This is a genomic window from Corynebacterium sp. sy039 (genome assembly GCF_007904105.1).
In the GTDB taxonomy this organism is placed as follows: domain Bacteria; phylum Actinomycetota; class Actinomycetes; order Mycobacteriales; family Mycobacteriaceae; genus Corynebacterium.
Genome location: NZ_CP042325.1, coordinates 1,644,981 through 1,665,359, shown reverse-complemented (window position 1 = coordinate 1,665,359; position 20,379 = coordinate 1,644,981). Strand labels below are relative to the sequence as shown.

General features: G+C 48.8%; 20 protein-coding genes. 19 read left to right on the top strand and 1 reads right to left on the bottom strand.

What is annotated here, in order from left to right; translation table 11 throughout:
- Window positions 1-5 precede the first annotated feature (5 nt).
- Complete coding sequence (locus FQV43_RS07510; RefSeq protein WP_146339788.1) at window positions 6-284, top strand: hypothetical protein; 279 nt, start codon at window positions 6-8, stop codon at window positions 282-284.
- 33 nt (window positions 285-317) lie between these two features.
- Window positions 318-458 (top strand): hypothetical protein, encoded by a 141-nt coding sequence (locus FQV43_RS07505; RefSeq protein ID WP_144273466.1) that lies wholly within the window; start codon window positions 318-320, stop codon window positions 456-458.
- Window positions 459-483: 25 nt separating this feature from the next.
- Here the strand turns inward: FQV43_RS07505 and malQ are convergent, their stop codons facing one another.
- Window positions 484-2,685, bottom strand: coding sequence for a 4-alpha-glucanotransferase (malQ, locus tag FQV43_RS07500; RefSeq protein WP_146339786.1), 2,202 nt, complete (start codon window positions 2,683-2,685; stop codon window positions 484-486).
- A gap of 180 nt (window positions 2,686-2,865) precedes the next feature.
- Between malQ and FQV43_RS07495 the strand changes: the two genes are divergently transcribed.
- The 17 genes from FQV43_RS07495 to FQV43_RS07415 all read left to right on the top strand — a co-directional run bounded on the left by FQV43_RS07495 (window position 2,866) and on the right by FQV43_RS07415 (window position 20,363).
- The gene (locus tag FQV43_RS07495; protein WP_144273465.1) at window positions 2,866-4,695 is read left to right on the top strand and encodes a long-chain fatty acid--CoA ligase; all 1,830 of its coding nucleotides are present in this window, start codon (window positions 2,866-2,868) and stop codon (window positions 4,693-4,695) included.
- 170 nt (window positions 4,696-4,865) lie between these two features.
- On the top strand, window positions 4,866-5,552 hold the full coding sequence (locus FQV43_RS07490; protein ID WP_144273302.1) for a hypothetical protein: 687 nt from the start codon (window positions 4,866-4,868) through the stop codon (window positions 5,550-5,552).
- A gap of 17 nt (window positions 5,553-5,569) precedes the next feature.
- On the top strand, window positions 5,570-6,760 hold the full coding sequence (gene hemW / locus FQV43_RS07485) for a radical SAM family heme chaperone HemW (RefSeq protein ID WP_246846891.1): 1,191 nt from the start codon (window positions 5,570-5,572) through the stop codon (window positions 6,758-6,760).
- A 63-nt stretch (window positions 6,761-6,823) separates the two neighbouring features.
- On the top strand, window positions 6,824-7,873 hold the full coding sequence (hrcA, locus tag FQV43_RS07480) for a heat-inducible transcriptional repressor HrcA (RefSeq protein WP_144273300.1): 1,050 nt from the start codon (window positions 6,824-6,826) through the stop codon (window positions 7,871-7,873).
- Window positions 7,874-7,948: 75 nt separating this feature from the next.
- Window positions 7,949-9,085, top strand: a complete 1,137-nt coding sequence (gene dnaJ / locus FQV43_RS07475; protein WP_146339784.1) for a molecular chaperone DnaJ — start codon at window positions 7,949-7,951, stop codon at window positions 9,083-9,085.
- Between the two features lie 38 nt (window positions 9,086-9,123).
- Entirely contained in the window at window positions 9,124-9,924 is an 801-nt protein-coding gene (locus FQV43_RS07470) for a 16S rRNA (uracil(1498)-N(3))-methyltransferase (RefSeq protein ID WP_246846889.1), read from the top strand.
- 133 nt (window positions 9,925-10,057) lie between these two features.
- Entirely contained in the window at window positions 10,058-11,125 is a 1,068-nt protein-coding gene (locus tag FQV43_RS07465) for a PhoH family protein (RefSeq protein ID WP_146339782.1), read from the top strand.
- Window positions 11,122-11,751, top strand: a complete 630-nt coding sequence (ybeY, locus tag FQV43_RS07460) for an rRNA maturation RNase YbeY (protein WP_146339780.1) — start codon at window positions 11,122-11,124, stop codon at window positions 11,749-11,751. The genes FQV43_RS07465 and ybeY overlap by 4 nt, the downstream gene beginning before the upstream one ends.
- Window positions 11,752-11,763: 12 nt before the next feature.
- Window positions 11,764-13,185 carry a hemolysin family protein gene (locus FQV43_RS07455; protein WP_146339778.1) on the top strand — a complete coding sequence of 474 codons (1,422 nt, stop codon included), beginning with the start codon at window positions 11,764-11,766 and terminating at the stop codon, window positions 13,183-13,185.
- A gap of 51 nt (window positions 13,186-13,236) precedes the next feature.
- Window positions 13,237-14,088: a pyridoxal kinase PdxY gene (pdxY, locus tag FQV43_RS07450; protein ID WP_144273295.1), complete on the top strand. Its 852-nt coding sequence runs from the start codon at window positions 13,237-13,239 to the stop codon at window positions 14,086-14,088.
- Window positions 14,089-14,225: 137 nt separating this feature from the next.
- On the top strand, window positions 14,226-15,143 hold the full coding sequence (gene era / locus FQV43_RS07445) for a GTPase Era (protein WP_144273294.1): 918 nt from the start codon (window positions 14,226-14,228) through the stop codon (window positions 15,141-15,143).
- Window positions 15,143-15,886, top strand: coding sequence for a DNA repair protein RecO (recO, locus tag FQV43_RS07440; protein ID WP_144273293.1), 744 nt, complete (start codon window positions 15,143-15,145; stop codon window positions 15,884-15,886). Before era ends, recO begins: the two co-directional genes overlap by 1 nt.
- A gap of 60 nt (window positions 15,887-15,946) precedes the next feature.
- Window positions 15,947-16,711, top strand: coding sequence for an isoprenyl transferase (locus tag FQV43_RS07435; RefSeq protein ID WP_371710878.1), 765 nt, complete (start codon window positions 15,947-15,949; stop codon window positions 16,709-16,711).
- A complete protein-coding gene (locus tag FQV43_RS07430) occupies window positions 16,708-17,877 on the top strand; it encodes a VIT1/CCC1 transporter family protein (protein ID WP_146339776.1) in 1,170 nt (389 codons plus the stop codon). Before FQV43_RS07435 ends, FQV43_RS07430 begins: the two co-directional genes overlap by 4 nt.
- Before the next feature lie 112 nt (window positions 17,878-17,989).
- The gene (locus FQV43_RS07425) at window positions 17,990-19,375 is read left to right on the top strand and encodes a glycine--tRNA ligase (RefSeq protein WP_144273291.1); all 1,386 of its coding nucleotides are present in this window, start codon (window positions 17,990-17,992) and stop codon (window positions 19,373-19,375) included.
- A gap of 2 nt (window positions 19,376-19,377) precedes the next feature.
- Window positions 19,378-19,920, top strand: coding sequence for a hypothetical protein (locus tag FQV43_RS07420; RefSeq protein WP_146339774.1), 543 nt, complete (start codon window positions 19,378-19,380; stop codon window positions 19,918-19,920).
- Entirely contained in the window at window positions 19,917-20,363 is a 447-nt protein-coding gene (locus tag FQV43_RS07415; protein ID WP_144273289.1) for a hypothetical protein, read from the top strand. Before FQV43_RS07420 ends, FQV43_RS07415 begins: the two co-directional genes overlap by 4 nt.
- Window positions 20,364-20,379: the final 16 nt, after the last annotated feature.

The following is a 20,379-nucleotide window of genomic DNA, read 5'->3' as shown; positions in this document are numbered from 1 at the left end:
AACATATGGGTGTGGTGATAAGCGGCGCATATCAGTGGTTTATTGCGCGAGTAGATGCGCTGAGTCAATTTTTAACCTCAGCGCCACTATGGCTGCAAAGCCCTGTGGTGCTTATGATCGTGCTGCCGCTCTGTGGTGTTTTAGCATTGATCTGGTTGCGCTGCGTGGACGCGTGCGGCACCTGGATTACGCGGGCTTTTTCCCTCGTAGCCCGACGGCTAGGATTAAAAACAGGATTAAAAACAAAAGTGCGCGCACCTCATCTTGACCAAAGTCAAGACTGAGCTACCGTGACACAAAGAGACAACGATACGACTATGGCAAACCCAGAACAATTACGTAAAGAAGATCAACAGCTACCCAAGCAAAAGAGAAAATACCCACAATCACGTGTTACCCAGGCATTATATTTATTGCTTGCGGTAGTTTTCATCGCGTGGCTTGTGAGTCTTCTCTAAAACAGTCAGCGCACCTATGTGGCACCTATGTGTCTAAGCGACGACTTGCCTGCGCTATGCGAGCAAATTGTTCTAGACCAGCAAGATCTTCTAACAAAAGAGCTTTCCCAGAAGCATCGCTAAGGGGTATGCACCAGTTAGGGTACATATCTTTAGTGGTTCCTGGTTGATTTTGGATACGAGTATCGCCAACCATGTCTACCAATGCTGTGCAGGTCAGGGCAGAAGGCGTTGCAGCAATAAAGCGATGTAACCCAACAAGAATATCCACCACATCGCCACGTTCCTGGCGCGTGAGGGAATGGAAATCGGTAGCGTCGAGAGCTAAACCGGAAAAAGCACCTTGTTCTTTAACTCGGTTGAGCACTTCGGCTTGCCAGTGCATATCCTGTGCATGATCCGCATGGGATTGTTCACTGTCTGCGCCTAGCAAACCTAGTTGTTGACGTAGCGCAACATGGGCGCCAGCTAAATAACCTGCCGTAGGCGGTAAGTCATGCGTGGTCACTGAACTAAGCGCTAATTGTCGATATTCTTCCTGATAGCGTGGACCTGGATGATGGTCAGAACTCTCGAACCACAAAATAGAGGTGCCCATGATGCCACGATGAGCCAGAGTATGCTGAATCCACGGCTCGAATGTGCCAAGATCCTCGCCAATAACGACGGCATTTGCTCGTGTGGCTTCAAGTGCGAGGATACCAATAAGCGCATTGTAATCGTAGTGAACATAAATGCCCGTTGCGGCAGGTTGCAGTCGCGGAATCCAAAAAAGTCGGAATAACCCGAGAATATGATCAACACGAATGCCACCACAATGGGCAAGGACAGTGCGCAATAAATCGCGCCAAGGAATATAGCCCTGCTCGGCAAGCCGTTCTGGATGCCAAGGCGGCTGGGACCAGTCTTGTCCGTGTTGATTGTAATTATCTGGGGGAGCACCCACGGAAGCCTCAGGAGCAAGAACCGACGCTAATGTATGGGCATCAGCACCACCTGGGTGAATTCCCACTGCTAGGTCAGCTATGATGCCAATGCGCATCCCAGCGTCGCGTGCTTGGGATTGTGCGGCAGCAAGTTGCTGGTCGCAAATCCACTGTAGCCACATATAGAATTCGGCGGTTTGGGTGATGTCTTCAGGCAAAGCATGGGCGCCAGTTTCTGAGTCAGCATGGTGTGACTTATGTTCCTGGGCACACCATAGGGCAAATTCTTTGAGTCCTTCGCCTTGGTCAGTGATAAAATCTTGGAAATCTTGTTCGCGTGCCGCTGCGCGCCCAATATGGAAAATTTCTTGCAGCACTTGTAGTTTTGCTTGATATATCCGGTTACGGTCGATGGTGTCGCTACTGTGGTTGAGGGCACGAAGTTCATTGGCGATGGTATGCACGTCAGCTTTAATATCTTCACTCAAGTCGAGATATTCTGGTATATCCTCTATCCGAATATAAATAGGGTTGATGAATCGCCTGGTGGTGGGTAGGTAAGGGGAGTCTTCCACCGGTGGGAAAGGTTCGGCAGCGTGCAGTGGGTTGATTAACAAAAAATCTGCCTCTGCTTCAGTGGCAAGCAGTTGCGCCAGCTGACCCAGATCATGAAAATCACCCATTCCCCAAGAATTTTTGCTGCGCACAGAATAGAGTTGTGCCATCACACCATGAGCGGGTTTGTCAAGGAAAGTATCAGCAGTATGCAAGCGTTCAGGAGTAATCACAAGAAAAGCGCTCGCACTAAGCTCATGCGAGCGTAGCGTAAGTGTGTGCCAGCCCAGTGGTAAGTCTACGGGCAGCTTAAACGACGCTTCTCCCCAGGTAATGCCGTCGATAGTGCGTGGGGGAGTCCAGTTGTCGATTTGTTCTGGATAGGCCAGAGAGCCGTCTTCTAGCTGAATCTCTAGGTCGGCTGGGGCACCATCGTGGACGTGTACGTGAAATACATGAGGATCGCCTGCCACGGCCACAATTGCTGGTGGCAGTGGTTGACTAAAGAGTGCGTTGTGGCGTGCTTGGATTGCGTGGCGTAATTGATCTTCAGTGGGTGCGTCAGAGCTTGCAGAATTTTCGGCACCTGCGGCAGCGGTATCCTTGTCAAAGGTCACTCCGTAGGCATGGAGGATTTTTAGTATCGTATCGTTGCTTGCGGTTATGTATTCGCCACCAAATCCGTGGTAGCCAGTGGCAATGTGATAGGCAGCGGCGAGTTCATGCAGAGTTTCTTGGTAGCTCACAAGCGCTATTGTGCCATAGCTGTATTCTTGGTGCTAAGCCACGTCGATAAGCGAGAATATACAGTTTTGGTGGCAAATATGATTAAAATATGAGTAAAACATCAGTTTTAGTTCTCTGGTATGGCTGCCGACGATACGCCTACCAAGAAAACGCGTGCTTGCGTTAGGTGGAAAGAATATATGCAGGAAATAACTACAGAAGCTCAGTACACTATTGGGGAGAAGGAAACGTGTCTTACTGCCCTTATGGCTACTGCCCAGGCGCGCCCGTATGGTGTACTGTTTACCCGCCCGAAGAATTATGAGTGGATTAACGTTACCGCAGCTGAGTTTATTACTGAGGTTTATGATGTTGCGAAGGGGCTTATTAGTGCTGGTGTTCAGCAGGGCGATCGCGTGGCATTGTTGAGTGAGACTCGTTATGAATGGAATTTGTTAGATTTTGCGATTTGGGCTGCTGGCGCTGTTACTGTGCCGATTTATGGTTCTTCTTCCTTGAAACAAATTGAGTGGATCATTGAAGATTCTCAAGCTGTTTTTGCCATTACAGAAACCCGAGATCACACTGATTTAGTAAAACACCTCGAGTTGGGTGAAGATGGTACGCCTGCGTTGCAGGGATCTAATTCACAGTTGCGTCGGATTTTGGAGATCAATAGTTCGGCGGTGGAAACACTCAAGTTTGAGGGGCGTAGCATTGATAGTTCGGAAGTTGATGCGCGTATTGCTGCAACTAATTCCAGTGATCTTGCGTCTCTTGTATATACCTCGGGTACTACAGGTCGCCCTAAAGGGTGTCGATTAACTCATGCGAATTGGCTGGCAGAGGCACGTGCCGTGTTGACTAACCCTATTGGTGCCATTGCGACACCAGGTACTCGCGTGTTAACTTTCTTGCCGCTGGCTCATGTGTTTTCTCGGGCGGTGTCGTTGGCGGTGGCTATTGGCGGTGCGACGCAATCTCACTGGTCTGATTTTTCTACTATCTCACTAGAGTTCCAACGTGCTAGACCAAACTTGATTTTGGGAGTGCCGCGTGTGTTTGAGAAGGTGCGCAATTCTGCAGCAACCAGCGCCTATGAGGATAGTTCGCTCAAGGGGGCATTATTTATTCAGGCGGAAAAAATTGCCCAGGAGTATTCTAAAGCATTAGATACCCCAGAAGGACCTTCTCGTTTCCTCAAGCTCAAGCACGCTGCATTTGACAAGCTCGTGTATGCAAAAATACGTGCGGCAATTGGTAATTCGGTAAAATACTGTATTTCTGGTGGCTCTGCGATGAGCCCAGAGTTGCTCCATTTTTTCCGCGGCATCGGTGTGCCTATTTATGAAGGATATGGCTTAACTGAGACTACTGCTGCTGCTGCGGTTGATTTCCTTGACCAAAAGATTGGCACTGTGGGTAAGCCTGTGGGCGGCGTATCACTGAGAATTAACGAAAATGGTGAGATTCTCGTTAAAGGTAATGTCGTTTTCGACGGCTACTGGAATAATGAAGAAGCCACCAAAGAATCTTTCGACGGTGAGTGGTTTAATACTGGTGATCTTGGTGAGCTACTTGATTCTGGTCATTTGGTTATTACTGGTCGCAAGAAAGATCTGATTGTTACTGCTGGTGGTAAGAATGTATCACCTGGTCCTATGGAAGATGCTTTGCGCGCGCATCCGATGATCAGCCAGGCGATGGTTGTTGGCGATGGTAAGCCTTTCGTGGGATTGTTGATCACATTGGACGAGGAAGCTCTCAAACGGTGGCGTTTGGATCGCAATATCCCAGAATCTCGTTCGATTAGTGATTTGGCTACTGACCCTGTGTTGCGTGCAGAGATTCAAGATGCCGTGAATGCAGTTAATTCTACTGTTTCTCATGCTGAGGCAATTAAGAAATTCTACATTCTTGATAGGGACTTAAGTGAAGAGGCTGATGAGCTTACGCCAACGATGAAGGTAAAGCGTAATATCGTTGCGCGTCGTTATGCTGATGCTATTGATCATTTGTATAAGCGCTAACTCTGAATTAACTTATCTGCCAATAACGGCGAGCCGCCACCCAAACCTTGAAGAACTACTTTAGAGTTTTCTTTCGTAGAGAAGACGAGACTAAGGATATTTTCACATTCATCATAACTGGCTCTCATGGTGAATGGTTGGGAATAATCAAGAAAAGGGGTGGCGCTGCCATGAAGGTACATGATGCAACACTGCGTCACCGTGAGCTTGTGCAAGAGATTTTTAATATCGGTGATGAAGTCGCCACCTATATTGAAAATCTTGCTGAGGCCATTGCGGATTGGGATGAAGAACTCGTCGAAGACTGCATCACAGAGTTCGAGGAAATTATTGCAGAAGCTAGTCAGGATTCCCGCACTATCTTGGCTGAGCTATATGGGCTAAACCAAGCACTTACTTCTGGTCTTGCTGCTGGTACTGTAGCACTTGGTGAGGAATCTTCCATTGCTCTTTTACCTACTCCTGTGCTGATTAACACGCATAGTTTGCGAGAGCGGTTTCCTATCACACAGTCACCGATTATCGTTGGTGAGCTAACTCAAGCTCTTGATTCTCGCACTGAACTGGTAAAGGAATATCTCGCCCATGTGACTCAGTGGGAACTGGGGCAGACAGAGTATGCGGCGCGGAATCCTGGCCTGAGTAACTTGCCGCGTTTGTATAACCGTACGCGTAATATGGTTCTTTCTGTTGGGCACGCGTGGTTGGCTGCTGTGGCTCAAGAGCACCCGCACTATGCTCGTACCATGCGCGGTAGCAATCCACCTCAATTCCTTAATGAGCGTGCACGCATTGATGCTATCGTCGCTAGAGTGCGTAGCAAGAAAAATAGTGTTGCTAGTGCTGACGCATCCTAGACATGGTGAGTAAATTCATGGTCGATTTCCCGCTTTTCGACGCCGTCTCAATTGATGAGCATACCCCTTTTGGACTCTATATCCATGTCCCGTTTTGTAGCTCAAGGTGCGGGTATTGCGATTTCAATACTTATACTCCTGGGGAGTTGGGGGCGCAGGCTTCTACTGAATCTTATCTTGATGCCTTAGAAAAAGAACTTGAATTAGCTGCGCATCTACGTGCCGACAAGGGCGATACTCGTTTGGTGCGCACAATTTTTATTGGTGGGGGTACGCCAAGTATGCTTGGCGCGGTTGGTTTGAGGCGGATTATGCGGGCAATTCGCAATAATTTTAGTATTTCGCCCGACTGCGAAATTACAACTGAGTCCAATCCGGAATCGACTTCGCCGCGTTTCTTCGATGAGCTTAAAGAAGCGGGTTTTACGCGTATTTCGTTGGGAATGCAGTCCGCGTCAGCACAAGTGTTAAAAGTGCTAGAACGCGCGCATACTCCTGGTCGTGCTTTTGCGGCGGCGAGAGAAGCACGTGCAGCGGGGTTTTCCCATGTCAATCTGGATATGATTTATGGCACGCCCACAGAGACAGATGCTGATGTTGCGCATACTTTAGAGCAGGTGCTTGCTACAGGTGTAGATCATGTGAGTGCTTATTCACTTATTGTGGAAGATGGTACGCGGATGGCGCGTAAGTTAAAAAAGGGATTGTTACCGCAACCTGATGAAGATACTTATGCTGATCGTTATCAGATGATTGATACGGCATTGCGTGGTCATGGTTTTGAGTGGTATGAGGTGTCTAATTGGGCGCAACCAGGTGGTCAGTGCGAGCATAATTTATGTTATTGGCGTGATGGTGACTGGTGGGGTGCCGGTCCAGGTGCGCATTCTCATATGGGGTCGGTGCGTTTTGCTCATCTCAAACATCCAGCTACTTATGCGCGTGCTGTGGCGCAGAATCAGTTGCCCATTGCAGATAGTGAATGGTTGAGTGCGCAACAGCGTCATGAAGAACGTGTGATGTTGGGTCTAAGATTACGCGAGGGCATTGATAAAGCTGAGTTGAGTGCTCGTGAATTACGTGTTGCGCAGAGTTTTGTTGAGCGTTCTTTGGTGCGTATTGATGACCGGGTAGCAGTAACTGATGCCGGGCGTTTGCTTGCCGACGGTATTATCGCTGACATACTCTTTGATGAGATAGATAACTAAATCGTGAGCTAGAAACCGGCAATACTAGGATCGGCAATAAGGGTAAAGGTAAGAGGAGGAACGATGGCATATTCAGCGCAGACAAGACGTAAACAAGTGTTGCAGGCGATTGTTGCTGATTATATTTCTTCTCAGGAGCCAGTGGGATCAAAGTCTCTGGTGGAGCGCTATAAATTTGGGGTTTCTTCTGCCACGATTCGTAATGATATGGCAGCGTTGGAATCTGATGGTTATATTGTTTCGCAACATACCAGTTCCGGGCGTATTCCTACCCAGAAAGCATATCGTCTTTTTGTTGATTCTTTGCATGAGGTGAAGCCTTTGTCTGTTGCCGAACGCAAGGCAATCCTGTCGTTTTTGGAAGATGGTGTGGATTTAGAAGATATCTTGCGACGTAGTGTGCAGCTTCTTAGCCAGCTCACCAGGCAAGTAGCGGTGGTGCAATTACCTAATCTCCATGTCGCTCGGGTAAAACATTGTGAGTTGGTATTACTGGGTGCTCATCGTTTGCTCTTGGTGCTTATTACTGATTCTGGTCGAGTGGAACAGCGCAATGTGGAATTAGTACAGGAATGTACCCAGCAGCAGGTTCATGTTATGCGCAATGTGCTCAATAGGGTACTTGGTGGTAAGACTCTTTCTGATGCGTCGGTATCGTTGACGCAACTTTTAGATCCCAGTTGCATAGAAGGCAGCGTGACTGTTGATATTCATCAGCACCTTGTTGCTTGTGCCACGGTGTTAATTGAAACTTTGGTAGAACAGCCTAATGATCGACTTATTCTCGCTGGTGCTTCGCATTTAACCAGAGCAAGCCATAGTTTTCCTCAAGGACTACCGGCTTTGTTGGAGGCATTAGAAGAACAAGTTGTGGTGCTGAAACTTTTGGGTGCTGCTTCTGATTTGGGGCAGGTGAATGTGAGTATTGGTGATGAAAATGAGGACGAACATTTTAGTCAGACGTCGGTAGTTGCTACGGGTTATGGATTGCAAGGTCAGGCTTTGGGGGGACTGGGCGTGGTAGGACCGACATATATGGATTATTTGGGAACTATGTCTAAGGTGTCAGCCGTTGCACAATATGTTGGCAGGGTTTTGGACAATAGCGAGTAGTATATTATTTTTCTCTTGGCTAAAATACCTCGCCAGGAGTAGAACAAAATGAGAAAAGGAAGCTGTTAAAACACCGTGGCTCGTGACTATTACGCAATTCTAGGTATTGATCGTGGTGCAAGCGATAATGAGATTAAAAAAGCATATCGAAAATTAGCACGTAAGTATCATCCAGACGTTAACGATACAGAAGAAGCTGCCGAGCGCTTTAGTGAGATTTCTTTGGCACAAGAGGTACTGTTGGATCCGCAAAAACGTCGTATCGTTGATGCTGGTGGTGACCCTATGGAGCAAGGTGGCGGTGCCGGCGGTTTTAGTGGCGGCTTTGGTGCTGGTGGCTTAGGGGATCTATTTGAGACTTTCTTTGGTGGTGGCGCTGGTAGTCGAGGTCCGCGCTCACGAGTACAACAAGGCTCCGATGCGCTGTTGCGTGCGCGTATTACGTTAGAGGAAGCCTTTAACGGTACGAAGAAAGAAGTAACTATTGACACCGCCGTGCTGTGTGATGAATGTACCGGTACTGGTTCGCAAACTAAAGCAAAACCAGTTACGTGTACTCAGTGTCAAGGTAGTGGTGAGATACAGAGTGTGCAGCGTTCTTTCCTTGGCAATGTGATGACTTCATCACCGTGTCCTAGCTGTTCTGGTACTGGTGAGGTTATCACTGATCCTTGTAGCAAGTGTGCTGGTGATGGTCGTGTTGCGGCAAGGCGTGATCTCAGCGTTAATATCCCTGCTGGTATTGCAGAGGGCATGCGCATTCGTATGGCTGGGCAGGGTGAAGTAGGTCATGGTGGCGGTCCTGCTGGTGATTTATTTATCGAAATATCTATTGAGCGCCACCCGGTTTTCCACCGTGATGGTGATGATCTGCACTTTAGCGTGAGTGTCCCTATGGTTGATGCAGCATTGGGTGTGGATTTTGAGGTAGAAAACCTCGCTGGAGAAAAAATTACTGTCACTGTTCCTGCTGGTACTCAACCTGGTGAGGATATCACTGTGGAAGGGCAGGGTATGCCGCGGTTGCGTCAGCAGAGCAGCGGCAATATGCACGCCCATATCAATGTGGTGGTGCCTAGCCATCTCGACGAAAAGCAGAAGAAACTTCTCGAGCAACTGCGCGGCACCAGTAAAGAGCGCACGGATGTGCATAAGCGCAAAGAGGATGAGAGCTCTTTCTTTGGCAAGTTCCGTAATCATTTCCGTAGGTAAAACTTCTGGTTGGCGTCGATAAGCGAGAAGGAGATTATGTGTCTTTGCCGGTTTTTATTCATGACTTAGAGGGCTATCTGAATGCCCTCGGCACTGAGGACGCGCAGGCGCGTACTCCTTGGGCGGTATCTGTGGGGGAGCAGATAACGCTCAGTGGGGCAGAAGGTCGCCATGCCGTGAGTGTGAAAAGAATAAAACCTGGTGAGACTATTGAGCTTATCGACGGTGTGGGTACGCGTGCGCAGGTAGAAGTAAGCGCAGTGTCTGGCAAAGAACAGTTAAGTGGTGTGGTGCTCGCATATGAATATCAGGAGTTACCTGCTTTGCAGGTGAGTGTGGTTCAGGCGTTGCCTAAGTCGGAACGCAGCGAGTTGGCTGTGGATTTGCTGACCCAAGGCGGGGCAGATGAGATTCTGGCATGGCAGGCACATCGTTGTATTGCTAAATGGCAGGGGGCAAAGACTCATAAAGCGGTGTTGAAATGGCAGCAAAGCGCAATAGCTGCAGCTAAGCAATCCCGACGGGCACATATCCCTAAGGTCAGTGGTCCTTTTTCCACCACAGAAATAATTGATTACCTCAGTGTTGCTGGTCGGTTTGATATGGTCGTGGTGCTCCATGAGGAGGCAACGGTGGCTTTTCGTAGTCTAGAGTTTGGGGAATCTGGACGCGTGGCACTCATTATTGGTCCAGAAGGCGGGATTACCGATCAGGAGTTGGAACAATTCCATGCTGCTGGTGCTACCTCAATCAAATTAGGGGCAGAAGTGCTCAGAACGGCAAGTGCTGGCATGGTAGCGCTAGCCGCCATTGGGGCACGGAGTTCGCGCTGGTCATGATGATCTTATGTGGATAAGACCTGAATGGATGGTGTACGCGTGGAAAATACTGCACAATGAGCACAAGCGCAATATGATGGAAGTGCAGTCAAAGTGCATGAGTGTATGAGTGCATGAGAGTACACAAACAGTTATGTATGGTAGTGCAGAGAAAACTAAGAAAGTACATGGTGAACCTATAGTGGCGCACACTGAGTATGCAACGCGAACAGTTGAAGTAGATCCTGCTCATATTCATACGATATTGGGTATCAATGATGAGAACTTAAAAACTCTAGAAAACCAACTGGACTGCAATTTTGTTGTCCGTGGCACCAAAATTAGCGTCATTGGTAGGGAACATGAACTAGCCCGCGCACTGACAGTGCTCAAAGAACTGCAAGCTATTGCCCGGCGTGGTCATGTCATTAGCCCTGATTCAGTCAAGCATGCTATTAGCATTGTCACCACTCAAGCGCCACAATCAATTTCCCAAGCTCTAGCGCATGATATTATTCGTCGGCGTGGGAAAGCTGTTCGCCCTAAGACCTATGGCCAAAAAGAATATGTTGATGCCATTGACGAGAACACCATCACATTTGGGCTTGGTCCTGCTGGTTCTGGTAAAACATATTTGGCAATGGCAAAAGCGGTGCAGGCTTTGCAATCAAAGCAGGTCAATCGCATTATTTTGACTAGACCTGCGGTGGAGGCGGGGGAAAAATTAGGATTTTTGCCCGGTACCCTCAATGACAAAATTGATCCTTATTTGCGTCCTTTGCATGATGCACTGCGCGATATGGTTGATCCAGAGGCGATCCCGAAAATGATGGAAGCGGGAATTGTTGAGGTAGCTCCGCTGGCTTATATGCGTGGTCGTACCCTCAATGACGCATTTGTCATTTTGGATGAGGCACAAAACACCACCCCTGCTCAAATGAAAATGTTTCTTACCCGCTTGGGGTTTGGTTCCAAAATGGTCGTGACCGGCGACATCACCCAGGTCGATTTGCCTACTGGGCAGAAGTCCGGTTTGCGCCTTGTACGTCATATTTTGCGTGGCGTACCTGGAGTGCATTTTTCTGAACTTTCTAGCCAGGACGTCGTCCGGCATCAGCTTGTTGGTCGCATTGTAGAGGCATATGATCATTATGAAACTCAAACGCAACAAGACCAAGACCAAAATCAGAACACTACGCCTAAGACAGGGAGTACACAATGAGCATTGAGGTAGTAAATGAATCTGGTTTTGCTGGTGTCAATGAGCAAGCGCTTATCGACGTTGCCACCTTCGTTCTTGGCGAGATGGATGTTCACCCTCATGCAGAAGTAGAACTATCATTAGTGGATCTAGACACTATGAGTGACTTGCATATGCGCTGGATGGGGTTGGAAGGTCCTACTGATGTGATGAGTTTTCCTATGGATGAACTCACTCCTGGGCGAGGGAAACCACATGGAACAATGACTGAGCCTGTGGAAGAGCAAGAGGGGACAATTCTGGGCGATATTATCCTTTGCCCAGAGTTCGCCGAGCGCCAAGCAGAAAAGGCTGGTCATGATTTAGGTCACGAGCTGGTATTATTGACCACTCATGGTTGTTTGCATCTGTTGGGCTATGATCACATTGAACCAGACCAAGAACAACAGATGTTTGCATTGCAGAATGAATTACTGCGCGATTGGTATGCTGATTGCCAGCGTCGTGGTGTGAGTTATCAACCAAAGCCTAGTGGAGCAGGGGCTTTTCCTTCTGCAGCTGATCGGGCGCAATTAGACTTGTTGGTTCCTGGCGGCGGTATTCCTGCTATTGCACAACCACGTGAGCATGACGAAAACAGTGAATAAGGTGGCTAATTAGTGAGTCCGTTTATCGCGGCATTGATTATTTGCGCAGCGCTATTGCTGTCTGGATTAGTAAGCACTATCGAAACTGCACTGAGCACTATTTCTGTTGCCCGTGTGGAAAATATGGCAAAAGAAGAAGGCTCACACGCTGTGCGACGTTTACTGCGCATGGTGCGTCGGCGAGGTGAATACATCAACTTGTTGGTGCTTGGGCGCACGATTCTAGACACCACAGCTGCTGTTTTTGCTGCATTGCTCGTCTACCATTTGATTGATACCTCTACCTGGGCATTAGTGATAGCTATTGCGGTTATTTCTCTGGTGAGCTTTGCGATTATCGGGGTGTTTTCGCGCACTGTCGGGCGCAAAAATCCGTATTCCATTTCGCTTGGTTCTTCCTTAGTGCTGTATATCTTCGGCACTATTTTTAGTCCTTTTTCTCGGTTACTCATCCGCATTGGAAACACTATTTCTCCTGGTGGCGATAAGGGCGATCCCTATGCCTCCGAGGTTGAGCTGCGCGAGCTCGTCGATAAGGCGCAACAGCAAGGCGTGGTGGAAGTAGAAGAACGCAGGATGATTCAATCAGTTTTTGATCTCGCGTCTACTACTGCGCGTTCTGTGATGGTTCCGCGCCCAGAAATGCTCTGGATTGAATCAGGTAAAACGGCGGGTCAGGCAACAAGTTTATGTGTTCGTTCGGGTCATTCTCGTATTCCGGTGATCGGTGAGACAGTGGATGATATTCTGGGCGTGGTATATCTCAAAGACCTGGTGGAGCGCACGTATTATGCCACCGACGGCGGGCGTAGTGTAACAGTAGACGAGATTATGCGCCCGGCTATTTTTGTGCCGGACTCAAAAAATCTGGACGCTCTTTTGCAGGAAATGCAGCATGATCGTAATCACATTGCCATGCTTGTCGACGAATATGGTGGCATTGCTGGGCTGATTTCCATTGAGGATATTCTCGAAGAAATCGTCGGCGAGATTGCTGACGAATATGATGAGCTTGAGGTTGCCCCAATTGAGCCGTTAGCACTTGAGGAGACTGATGGTGTGGCTTCTGCTGCGGGCAGTATGGCGTATCGGGTGGTGTCGCGGTTATCGCTTGATGATCTGGTGGAGCAGATTCACGAAGATCATGGAGATGAGGGAATCAACATTGAGTTTGATGAGGAGATATGCGACCAAGTAGATACTGTTGGTGGGCTTTTGGCATATGAGCTTGGTCGAGTGCCGCTACCAGGTACTACAGTGCGTATGGGGATGCTGGAGTTGAAGGCTGAAGGCGGTCGTGATCGTCGTGGGCGAATCCGAATGCAGTCGGTTGTGGTCACGCTCTTGACACCAGAACAAGAGCAAGAGGAACATACAGGTGCTATGCATGCGGTCGATACGGCAGATACTGCGCCCGCGGCAGAGGATAACTAATTTTTTAAGAAAAATTTATCAGGATAAGACAGGATAAGAGAAGATAAAGATATGAGTATTCTTTCTATACAATCTCACGTCAGCTATGGTCATGTGGGTAATTCTGCTGCAGTATTCCCATTGCAAAGAATTGGCTATGAGGTATTACCGGTTCACACTGTGAACTTTTCTAATCATACTGGTTATGGCCAGTGGGGCGGAGAGCTTATCCCTGCAGCTCAAGTGCGTAGTGTTCTTGAGGGGATTGAGGCACGTGGTGGCTATAGCGATATCGACGCGGTGCTATCGGGTTATCAAGGCGGTAGTGATATTGCTGATGTGATTATTGAGGCAGTTGAGCGGGTGAAAGAGGTGAATCCACGCGCGGTGTATGCGTGTGATCCTGTTATGGGCAATGCGAAGTCAGGGTGCTTTGTCTCGGATCTTATTCCACCGCTATTGCGTGATCGGGTGGTGCCTATTGCCGATATTATTACCCCTAATCAATTTGAGTTGGAGTATCTCACTGGTGTGGCAGCGCATGATTTAAGCAGTACGCTCAATGCTATTGAGGCGGCTCGTAAAATTGGCCCGGATACTATTTTGGTTACCTCGGTGTTGCGCCCTGATCGTCCTGATAACACTGTGGAGATGATTGCTGCTAATGATTCTGGTGCGTGGAAAGTACAAACACCATTTTTAGATTTTAAGCGCAATGGTTCTGGTGATGTGACGGCAGCGCTGTTTACTGGGCATTATGTGCGTAGCAATGATGTTGCTGATGCCTTAGCTCGTACCGCATCGAGTGTATTTGATTTGATTTCTGACACCTTTGCTGCCGACGCGCGCGAGCTTACTCTTATTGACTCGCAGGAGCGTTTTGCTCACCCTGAGATGCAATTTGGTGTGGAAAAAATCGCGTAGTTGGTGCAAGTTTGTCAGCTGTAGACGCTAGTTGCTGTTGCTGGTGTGTTAGGCTGAGGAAAATAATTGATGGTGGAATGTTTGCGTGCTTGTGCTGTTGTGCTCAAACTATATCCCTAATGTTGTGAAGGAGTCAGGTGTCGTACACCGAAGTGCCAGCAGATTTCCGTTCTGGTTTTATTAGTTTTGTGGGTCGTCCTAATACTGGAAAATCCACTCTTACCAATGCTTTGGTAGGGCAGAAAATTGCTATTACTGCCAACCAGCCCGAAACAACTCGTCACCCTATTCGTGGTATTGTGCACCATGAAAAGGCGCAGATTGTCGTCGTTGATACGCCGGGGTTGCACCGTCCTCGCACATTATTGGGTGAGCGTCTCAATGAGGTGGTTAAGGATACGTATGCCGATATGGATCTCATTGGGGTTACTATTCCTGCAGATGAGAAAATTGGTCCTGGTGATCGTTGGATTATTGAGTCGGTGCGTCGGGTAGCGCCTAAAACAAAGCTCATTGGGATTGTTACCAAAATTGATAAGGTATCGCGGGATCAGGTTGGCGAGCAGCTTATTGCTGTGCATGAATTGCTTGGTTCGGATAGTGAAGTGGTGCCGGTATCTGCGGTGACTGGACAGCAGCGTGATGTGCTGATCGACGTTATCATCTCTCAGTTGCCCCAAGGCCCAAAGTTCTATCCTGATGATCACATTACTGACGACGATACCGAGACTCGTATTGCGGAGCTGATTCGTGAAGCTGCATTGCGTGGGCTCAAAGATGAATTACCGCACTCTGTGGCGGTGCAGGTTGATGAGATTCTTCCCGATGATGATCGCCCCGGTACGCTTAATGTTCATGCGGTCATTTATGTGGAGCGACCTGGGCAAAAGACAATCATTATTGGTAAGCAAGGGCGTCGATTATCGCGTATTGTCTATGAGGCACGTCCTGAGATTATGAAACTCCTTGGGCAAAATATCTATCTTGACCTGCGTATCAAAGTGCTTAAGAATTGGCAGGGGGATCCGAAACAGCTAGGTAGATTAGGGTTCTAGTGGTTGCTCGTGGTCAATCTTATCGAGAGCGTGCTTTTGTGGTGCGCTCTTTTGATTTTAATGAAGCGGATCGCATTATTGTTTTGCTCACAAAAAATCATGGTCTTATTCGTGGCGTAGCCAAAGGAGTACGTCGAGCAAAAAGCAGGTTTGGTTCTAGACTGCAACCTTTTGTAGAGCTTGATGTCCAGCTGTACCCGGGTAAAAACCTTGAGTCCATAACTGGGGCAGATACTATTACGTATTTCGGCTCAGGCATTATCGACGACGTGACGCGGTATTTAGCAGCTAGTGCGGTATTGGAGGCCGTCGAAAAGCTCAGCGAAGCAAGTTTTGCTGAGGAAGAATCCCTATTCGATCTGGTCAAGGATACGATTGCCACATTACAGCACCATGAACATCCGTTATTGATTCTGGATAGTTTTTTACTGCAGGTTATGGATATGACTGGCTGGCAGCCAAGTCTTTTTGCTTGCGCGCAATGTGGGCGGGCTGGTCCGCATCATGCTTTTCATCCCGGTGCTGGGGGTGCGGTGTGTGTGCAGTGTCGTCCGAGTGGTGCGGCAGATATCGATCCAGAGGTTTTGCATATTATGTGGCTATTGCAGCATGGGCACCAGGGGCAGGTAGATCAGTTGCTCGACAAACAACGTTTGGCTAGTGTGCATCGACTTACGCGTGCCTATTTGCAGTGGCACGTCGAAAAAAGTTTGAGCAGTCTTAATGTTTTGGATCAAGCGTAGTGCACGCCATAATCGAGCTAACTAGCCAGGCGACTAGGAAAACTGGCACAATAGGGTGCTGTGAGTAATGCACCTGAGATAACACAGCCTGACAGGGCACAGCCGCCGCATATTCCTAGCCAATTTTTACCACAGCATATTGCACTTGTGATGGACGGCAATGGTCGGTGGGCACAAGAACGTGGTCTGGCTCGTACGGAAGGGCACAAGCGTGGTGAGGCTGTGCTGCTGGAGATGGTGCGTGCGTGCTTGGAATTGGGCGTGCCTTACTTATCTGCTTATGCTTTTTCCACGGAGAATTGGCGCAGATCTGCTGAGGAAGTTCGTTTCCTCATGGGGTTTAACCGTGATGTGCTCAGGAGGCAACGCGATATTCTCCATGAATGGGGAGTGCGGATTCGTTGGGCAGGCAGACGCCCACGGTTGTGGCGCAGCGTAATCCGAGAGATTGAACAAGCCCAACAGCTCACGCAGCATAACACAAAGATGACGCTGACCATGTGCATTAACTACGGTGGTCGAGCAGAGATCGTCGACGGCGTGCGTGAGATTGCTCGGCAGGTGGCGGCAGGTGAGCTGAGCGCGGATGCGATTAGCGAGAAGAACTTTCCCCAGTTTTTGTATCAGCCGGATATGCCAGATGTGGATTTGTTTTTGCGCCCCTCGGGAGAAAAGCGCACCTCGAACTTTTTGTTATGGCATAGTGCGTATGCGGAAATGGTGTATCAAAATAAACTGTTTCCAGATTACACAGCAGCTGATCTCTATGATGCGGTATTAGAATATGCGCAGCGTGATCGCCGTTTTGGGGGTACTAGCAAATGAGCGGTGCGCAGGATACAAACCATAACTATTCGGGAGATGGTAAGCGATCTGAGCACCCAAGATCGCAGTCGCAGCCTAGTGCCAAGCAGATTAGACGTTGGCAACAGTATCTTGCTAATGAACGTGCCGAAGCAGCAGTGTATCGGGAACTGGCAAAGCACAAAGAGGGCGAAGAAAAAGACATTTTGCTGAGCATTGCGGATGCTGAGGCGCGCCATGAGCAACATTGGCGAACATTATTGGGTGATGAAGTGGGGTTTCCGCGCCGTCCCGACTTATCGACGCGTTTTCTGGGGTTTTTGGCGCGCAGATTTGGTTCGGTTTTTGCTTTGGCAATGATGCAAGCCTCGGAAGCCCGCAGCCCTTATGGTGCTGACGACGATGCCACAGAACAAATGCGTGCTGATGAAGCCATCCATGCAGAGGTGGTGCGCGGTTTGGCTGCCCGGGGCAGGGAGCGCATGAGTGGTAATTTCCGTGCTGCGGTTTTTGGCGCCAATGATGGTTTGGTGTCTAATTTGGCGTTGGTGTTGGGGGTGATGGCCAGTGGTGTTTCCTCTCATATTGTGCTTATCACGGGGATATCTGGGTTGCTTTCTGGAGCATTGTCGATGGGGGCGGGGGAGTATATTTCAGTAAAAAGCCAGAATGAATTATTGGAGGCTTCGACGCCTCATCCAGAGACTACAAAAGCGGTGCCGCAGCTTGATGTGGATGCTAATGAATTAGCGTTGGTATATCGTGCTCGTGGTATGAGTGAAGAATCTGCTCAAGAAAAAGCTGATTCAGTTTTTGCTCATTTGGCTACTATGCAGAACTCGGCGCATAATAGCGCGGAACATATGGCTGCCGTGGATATTGGCTTGGCTACGCATACAGCAGCTAATACAGGTGGGGCGTGGTCGGCAGCAGTGTCGAGTTTTTTGTGCTTTGGCACTGGCGCTCTTATTCCCATTATTCCGTTTATTTTGGGGCTTGGCGCACCGACGGCAGGAATATGTGCTTTGGTTTTGGTGGGTTTTTCTTTGATGATAACGGGGGCAATTACGGGTATTTTGTCTGGTAAACCTCCGCTCAAGCGAGCTATGCGACAGCTACTCATTGGGTTTGCTGCTGCTGGGGTGACATATGCACTCGGTTCGATTTTCGGGGTTAGCGTCGCTTAGCTAAACTTAAGCACAGATAGCTGATAGCTTTGTGGGCATTGGTGCTGAGAAGCTACATAGAGTATCGCAGCCAGCGGTACTTCAAGAGAAAATAAGGAGTTGGCTATACCTCATGGCAACAAATACTGTCATTGATACTGTGGTAAACCTTTGCAAGCGTCGTGGGCTTGTGTATCCCTGTGGTGAGATCTACGGTGGTACTCGTTCTGCTTGGGATTATGGTCCACTTGGCGTGGAATTAAAAGAAAACATTAAGCGTCAGTGGTGGAGGTCAATGGTTACGTCGCGCCCTGATGTTGTGGGTGTGGATACTTCCGTTATTTTGCCACGACAAACATGGGTTTCTTCAGGTCACGTTGAGGTATTTACTGACCCGTTGGTGGAGTCGTTGCATACTCACAAGCGTTATCGTGCGGATCATCTTTTGGAGGCTTATGAAGAAAAGCATGGTCATCCTCCTGCAAATGGTTTAGCAGATATTAACGATCCAGAAACCGGGCAGCCGGGTGCGTGGACAGAACCAAAGGCTTTTTCTGGATTGCTCAAAACTTTCCTGGGTCCAGTCGACGACGAAGAAGGTTTGCACTATCTTCGTCCAGAAACTGCTCAAGGCATTTTCGTTAATTTTAAGAATGTGATGACCTCGGCTCGTATGAAGCCGCCTTTTGGTATTGCCAATATCGGTAAGTCGTTTAGGAATGAAATCACCCCGGGTAACTTTATTTTCCGTACTCGTGAGTTTGAGCAGATGGAAATGGAGTTTTTTGTTAAGCCGGGTGAAGATGAGCAATGGCACCAGCACTGGATTGACGCTCGCCACCAGTGGTACATTGACCTGGGGATTAAGCCAGAAAATCTGCGCCTTTATGAGCACCCTAAAGAGAAATTGTCTCATTACTCAAAGCGTACTGTTGACGTGGAATATGCTTTTGGGTTCCAAGGCTCTAAGTGGGGCGAGCTAGAGGGTGTTGCGAATCGTACTGATTATGATTTGCGTGTTCATTCCGAGGGCTCCGGGGAAGATCTGAGCTATTTCGACCAGGAGACGGGCGAGCGTTGGATTCCTTATGTTATTGAGCCTGCTGCTGGTCTTGGGCGTTCAATGATGGCATTTTTGGTGGATGCTTATCATGAGGATGAGGCTCCTAATGCTAAGGGTGGCGTCGATAAGCGTGTGGTGTTAAAGCTCGATTATCGTTTGGCACCGGTGAAAGTTGCGGTGTTGCCGTTGAGTAAGAAGGAGCCGTTGACTGCTAAGGCGCAGGAGCTTGCGGCACAATTGCGGGCGATTTGGAATATCGATTATGACACTTCTGGTGCGATTGGTCGCCGTTATCGTCGCCAAGATGAGATTGGTACGCCATTCTGTGTCACGGTTGATTTTGACACGCTTGAGGATAATGCGGTGACTGTGCGTGAACGTGACACGATGGAGCAGGAGCGCGTGCCACTTGATGAGCTGCAGGCTTATTTGGCTTCTCGGTTGATTGGTTGCTAATCATGGAGCACACCAGGTGGAATCGCACCCGTGTGGCTGGCAGCAAAGTTGCCGAGCTGCGCAGCAATGACGATGTGCTATTGGCCAGTTTTGCGCAACCAACTCCTGAGCAGGCTGATGTAGAAGTTTTAGGGCACCATTGGCATATATGTGCCACGCATACTGAAATTCGAGCCACGTTGCCTGATGGTCGGGTGTACCGGGCTGTTCCGGAAGATGAAGGCAAGAAGTTCAGTAGGTCAAAGCGGGTCGTGGTGCGTACTGATCGGAATAGTTACGCTGTTAATGAGGCTAGACAAGATTGGGTGTATGTCAGCGCTGATGCTGCTGAGGATAAGCTCGGCCAATTTTCCGGTGGCAATAAGGGCGTGCGCCAGGCCATTACGGAGTTTGAGCCAGATTCTCAGCTCAGTGATTCCGAAAAGATCTTCTTTTCTTTGGTCACCCGCCACATTCTTGAGGCGCGGCTTGATTCCACCAGTTTAGTGCTGAGTATTTCGCTGTTAATTTTGACACCGGTCATTATTCTTTTCGCTATCCTATGAGCTTATCGACGTTCACCTGGGAAAAAGGCGATCTCATAACCCCAGAGGGCACTCTCATTGCCAGAGTGCGCTCTGACGTGCTTGAGTATGGGCAACAGCGTTTGCTTATTGAAACATCACCTGGGACACTGATGAGTTTTCGGATGCGTGCCACAGACCGTGATGGTCAGGTGTTTACACTACAAAAAGAAAAGATAACAGTGTTTGAGCTTATTGCTCAGTGCGCGGATCGAGCATATACGTTGTCTCGTACAAGTCATTGGCACCGTAGGCGTGTGATTAAGGTGGGAACCACTCCGGTGGCAACTATCCGAGCCTTGGTTGGTGGGGGGCTAGAGTTGGGGCTTTTGGCGGCTGCGGAGCAGGTTCCTATGCTCGATCTTGTATTTATGAGTTATGGTTGTTTTCTCATTGATGGGGTTACTGGTTACGTGCATCGCTAGTGGGCAGCGAGGTGAG

Excerpts from the sequence above, each read along its gene's own strand:
- FQV43_RS07510 (WP_146339788.1), top strand. The coding sequence starts at position 6 with ATGGGTGTGGTGATAAGCGGCGCATATCAGTGGTTTATTGCGCGAGTA.
- FQV43_RS07505 (WP_144273466.1), top strand. The coding sequence starts at position 318 with ATGGCAAACCCAGAACAATTACGTAAAGAAGATCAACAGCTACCCAAG.
- FQV43_RS07495 (WP_144273465.1), top strand. The coding sequence starts at position 2,866 with ATGCAGGAAATAACTACAGAAGCTCAGTACACTATTGGGGAGAAGGAA.
- FQV43_RS07490 (WP_144273302.1), top strand. The coding sequence starts at position 4,866 with ATGAAGGTACATGATGCAACACTGCGTCACCGTGAGCTTGTGCAAGAG.
- hemW (WP_246846891.1), top strand. The coding sequence starts at position 5,570 with ATGGTCGATTTCCCGCTTTTCGACGCCGTCTCAATTGATGAGCATACC.
- hrcA (WP_144273300.1), top strand. The coding sequence starts at position 6,824 with ATGGCATATTCAGCGCAGACAAGACGTAAACAAGTGTTGCAGGCGATT.
- FQV43_RS07465 (WP_146339782.1), top strand. The coding sequence starts at position 10,058 with ATGTATGGTAGTGCAGAGAAAACTAAGAAAGTACATGGTGAACCTATA.
- ybeY (WP_146339780.1), top strand. The coding sequence starts at position 11,122 with ATGAGCATTGAGGTAGTAAATGAATCTGGTTTTGCTGGTGTCAATGAG.
- pdxY (WP_144273295.1), top strand. The coding sequence starts at position 13,237 with ATGAGTATTCTTTCTATACAATCTCACGTCAGCTATGGTCATGTGGGT.
- FQV43_RS07430 (WP_146339776.1), top strand. The coding sequence starts at position 16,708 with ATGAGCGGTGCGCAGGATACAAACCATAACTATTCGGGAGATGGTAAG.
- FQV43_RS07425 (WP_144273291.1), top strand. The coding sequence starts at position 17,990 with ATGGCAACAAATACTGTCATTGATACTGTGGTAAACCTTTGCAAGCGT.
- FQV43_RS07420 (WP_146339774.1), top strand. The coding sequence starts at position 19,378 with ATGGAGCACACCAGGTGGAATCGCACCCGTGTGGCTGGCAGCAAAGTT.
- FQV43_RS07415 (WP_144273289.1), top strand. The coding sequence starts at position 19,917 with ATGAGCTTATCGACGTTCACCTGGGAAAAAGGCGATCTCATAACCCCA.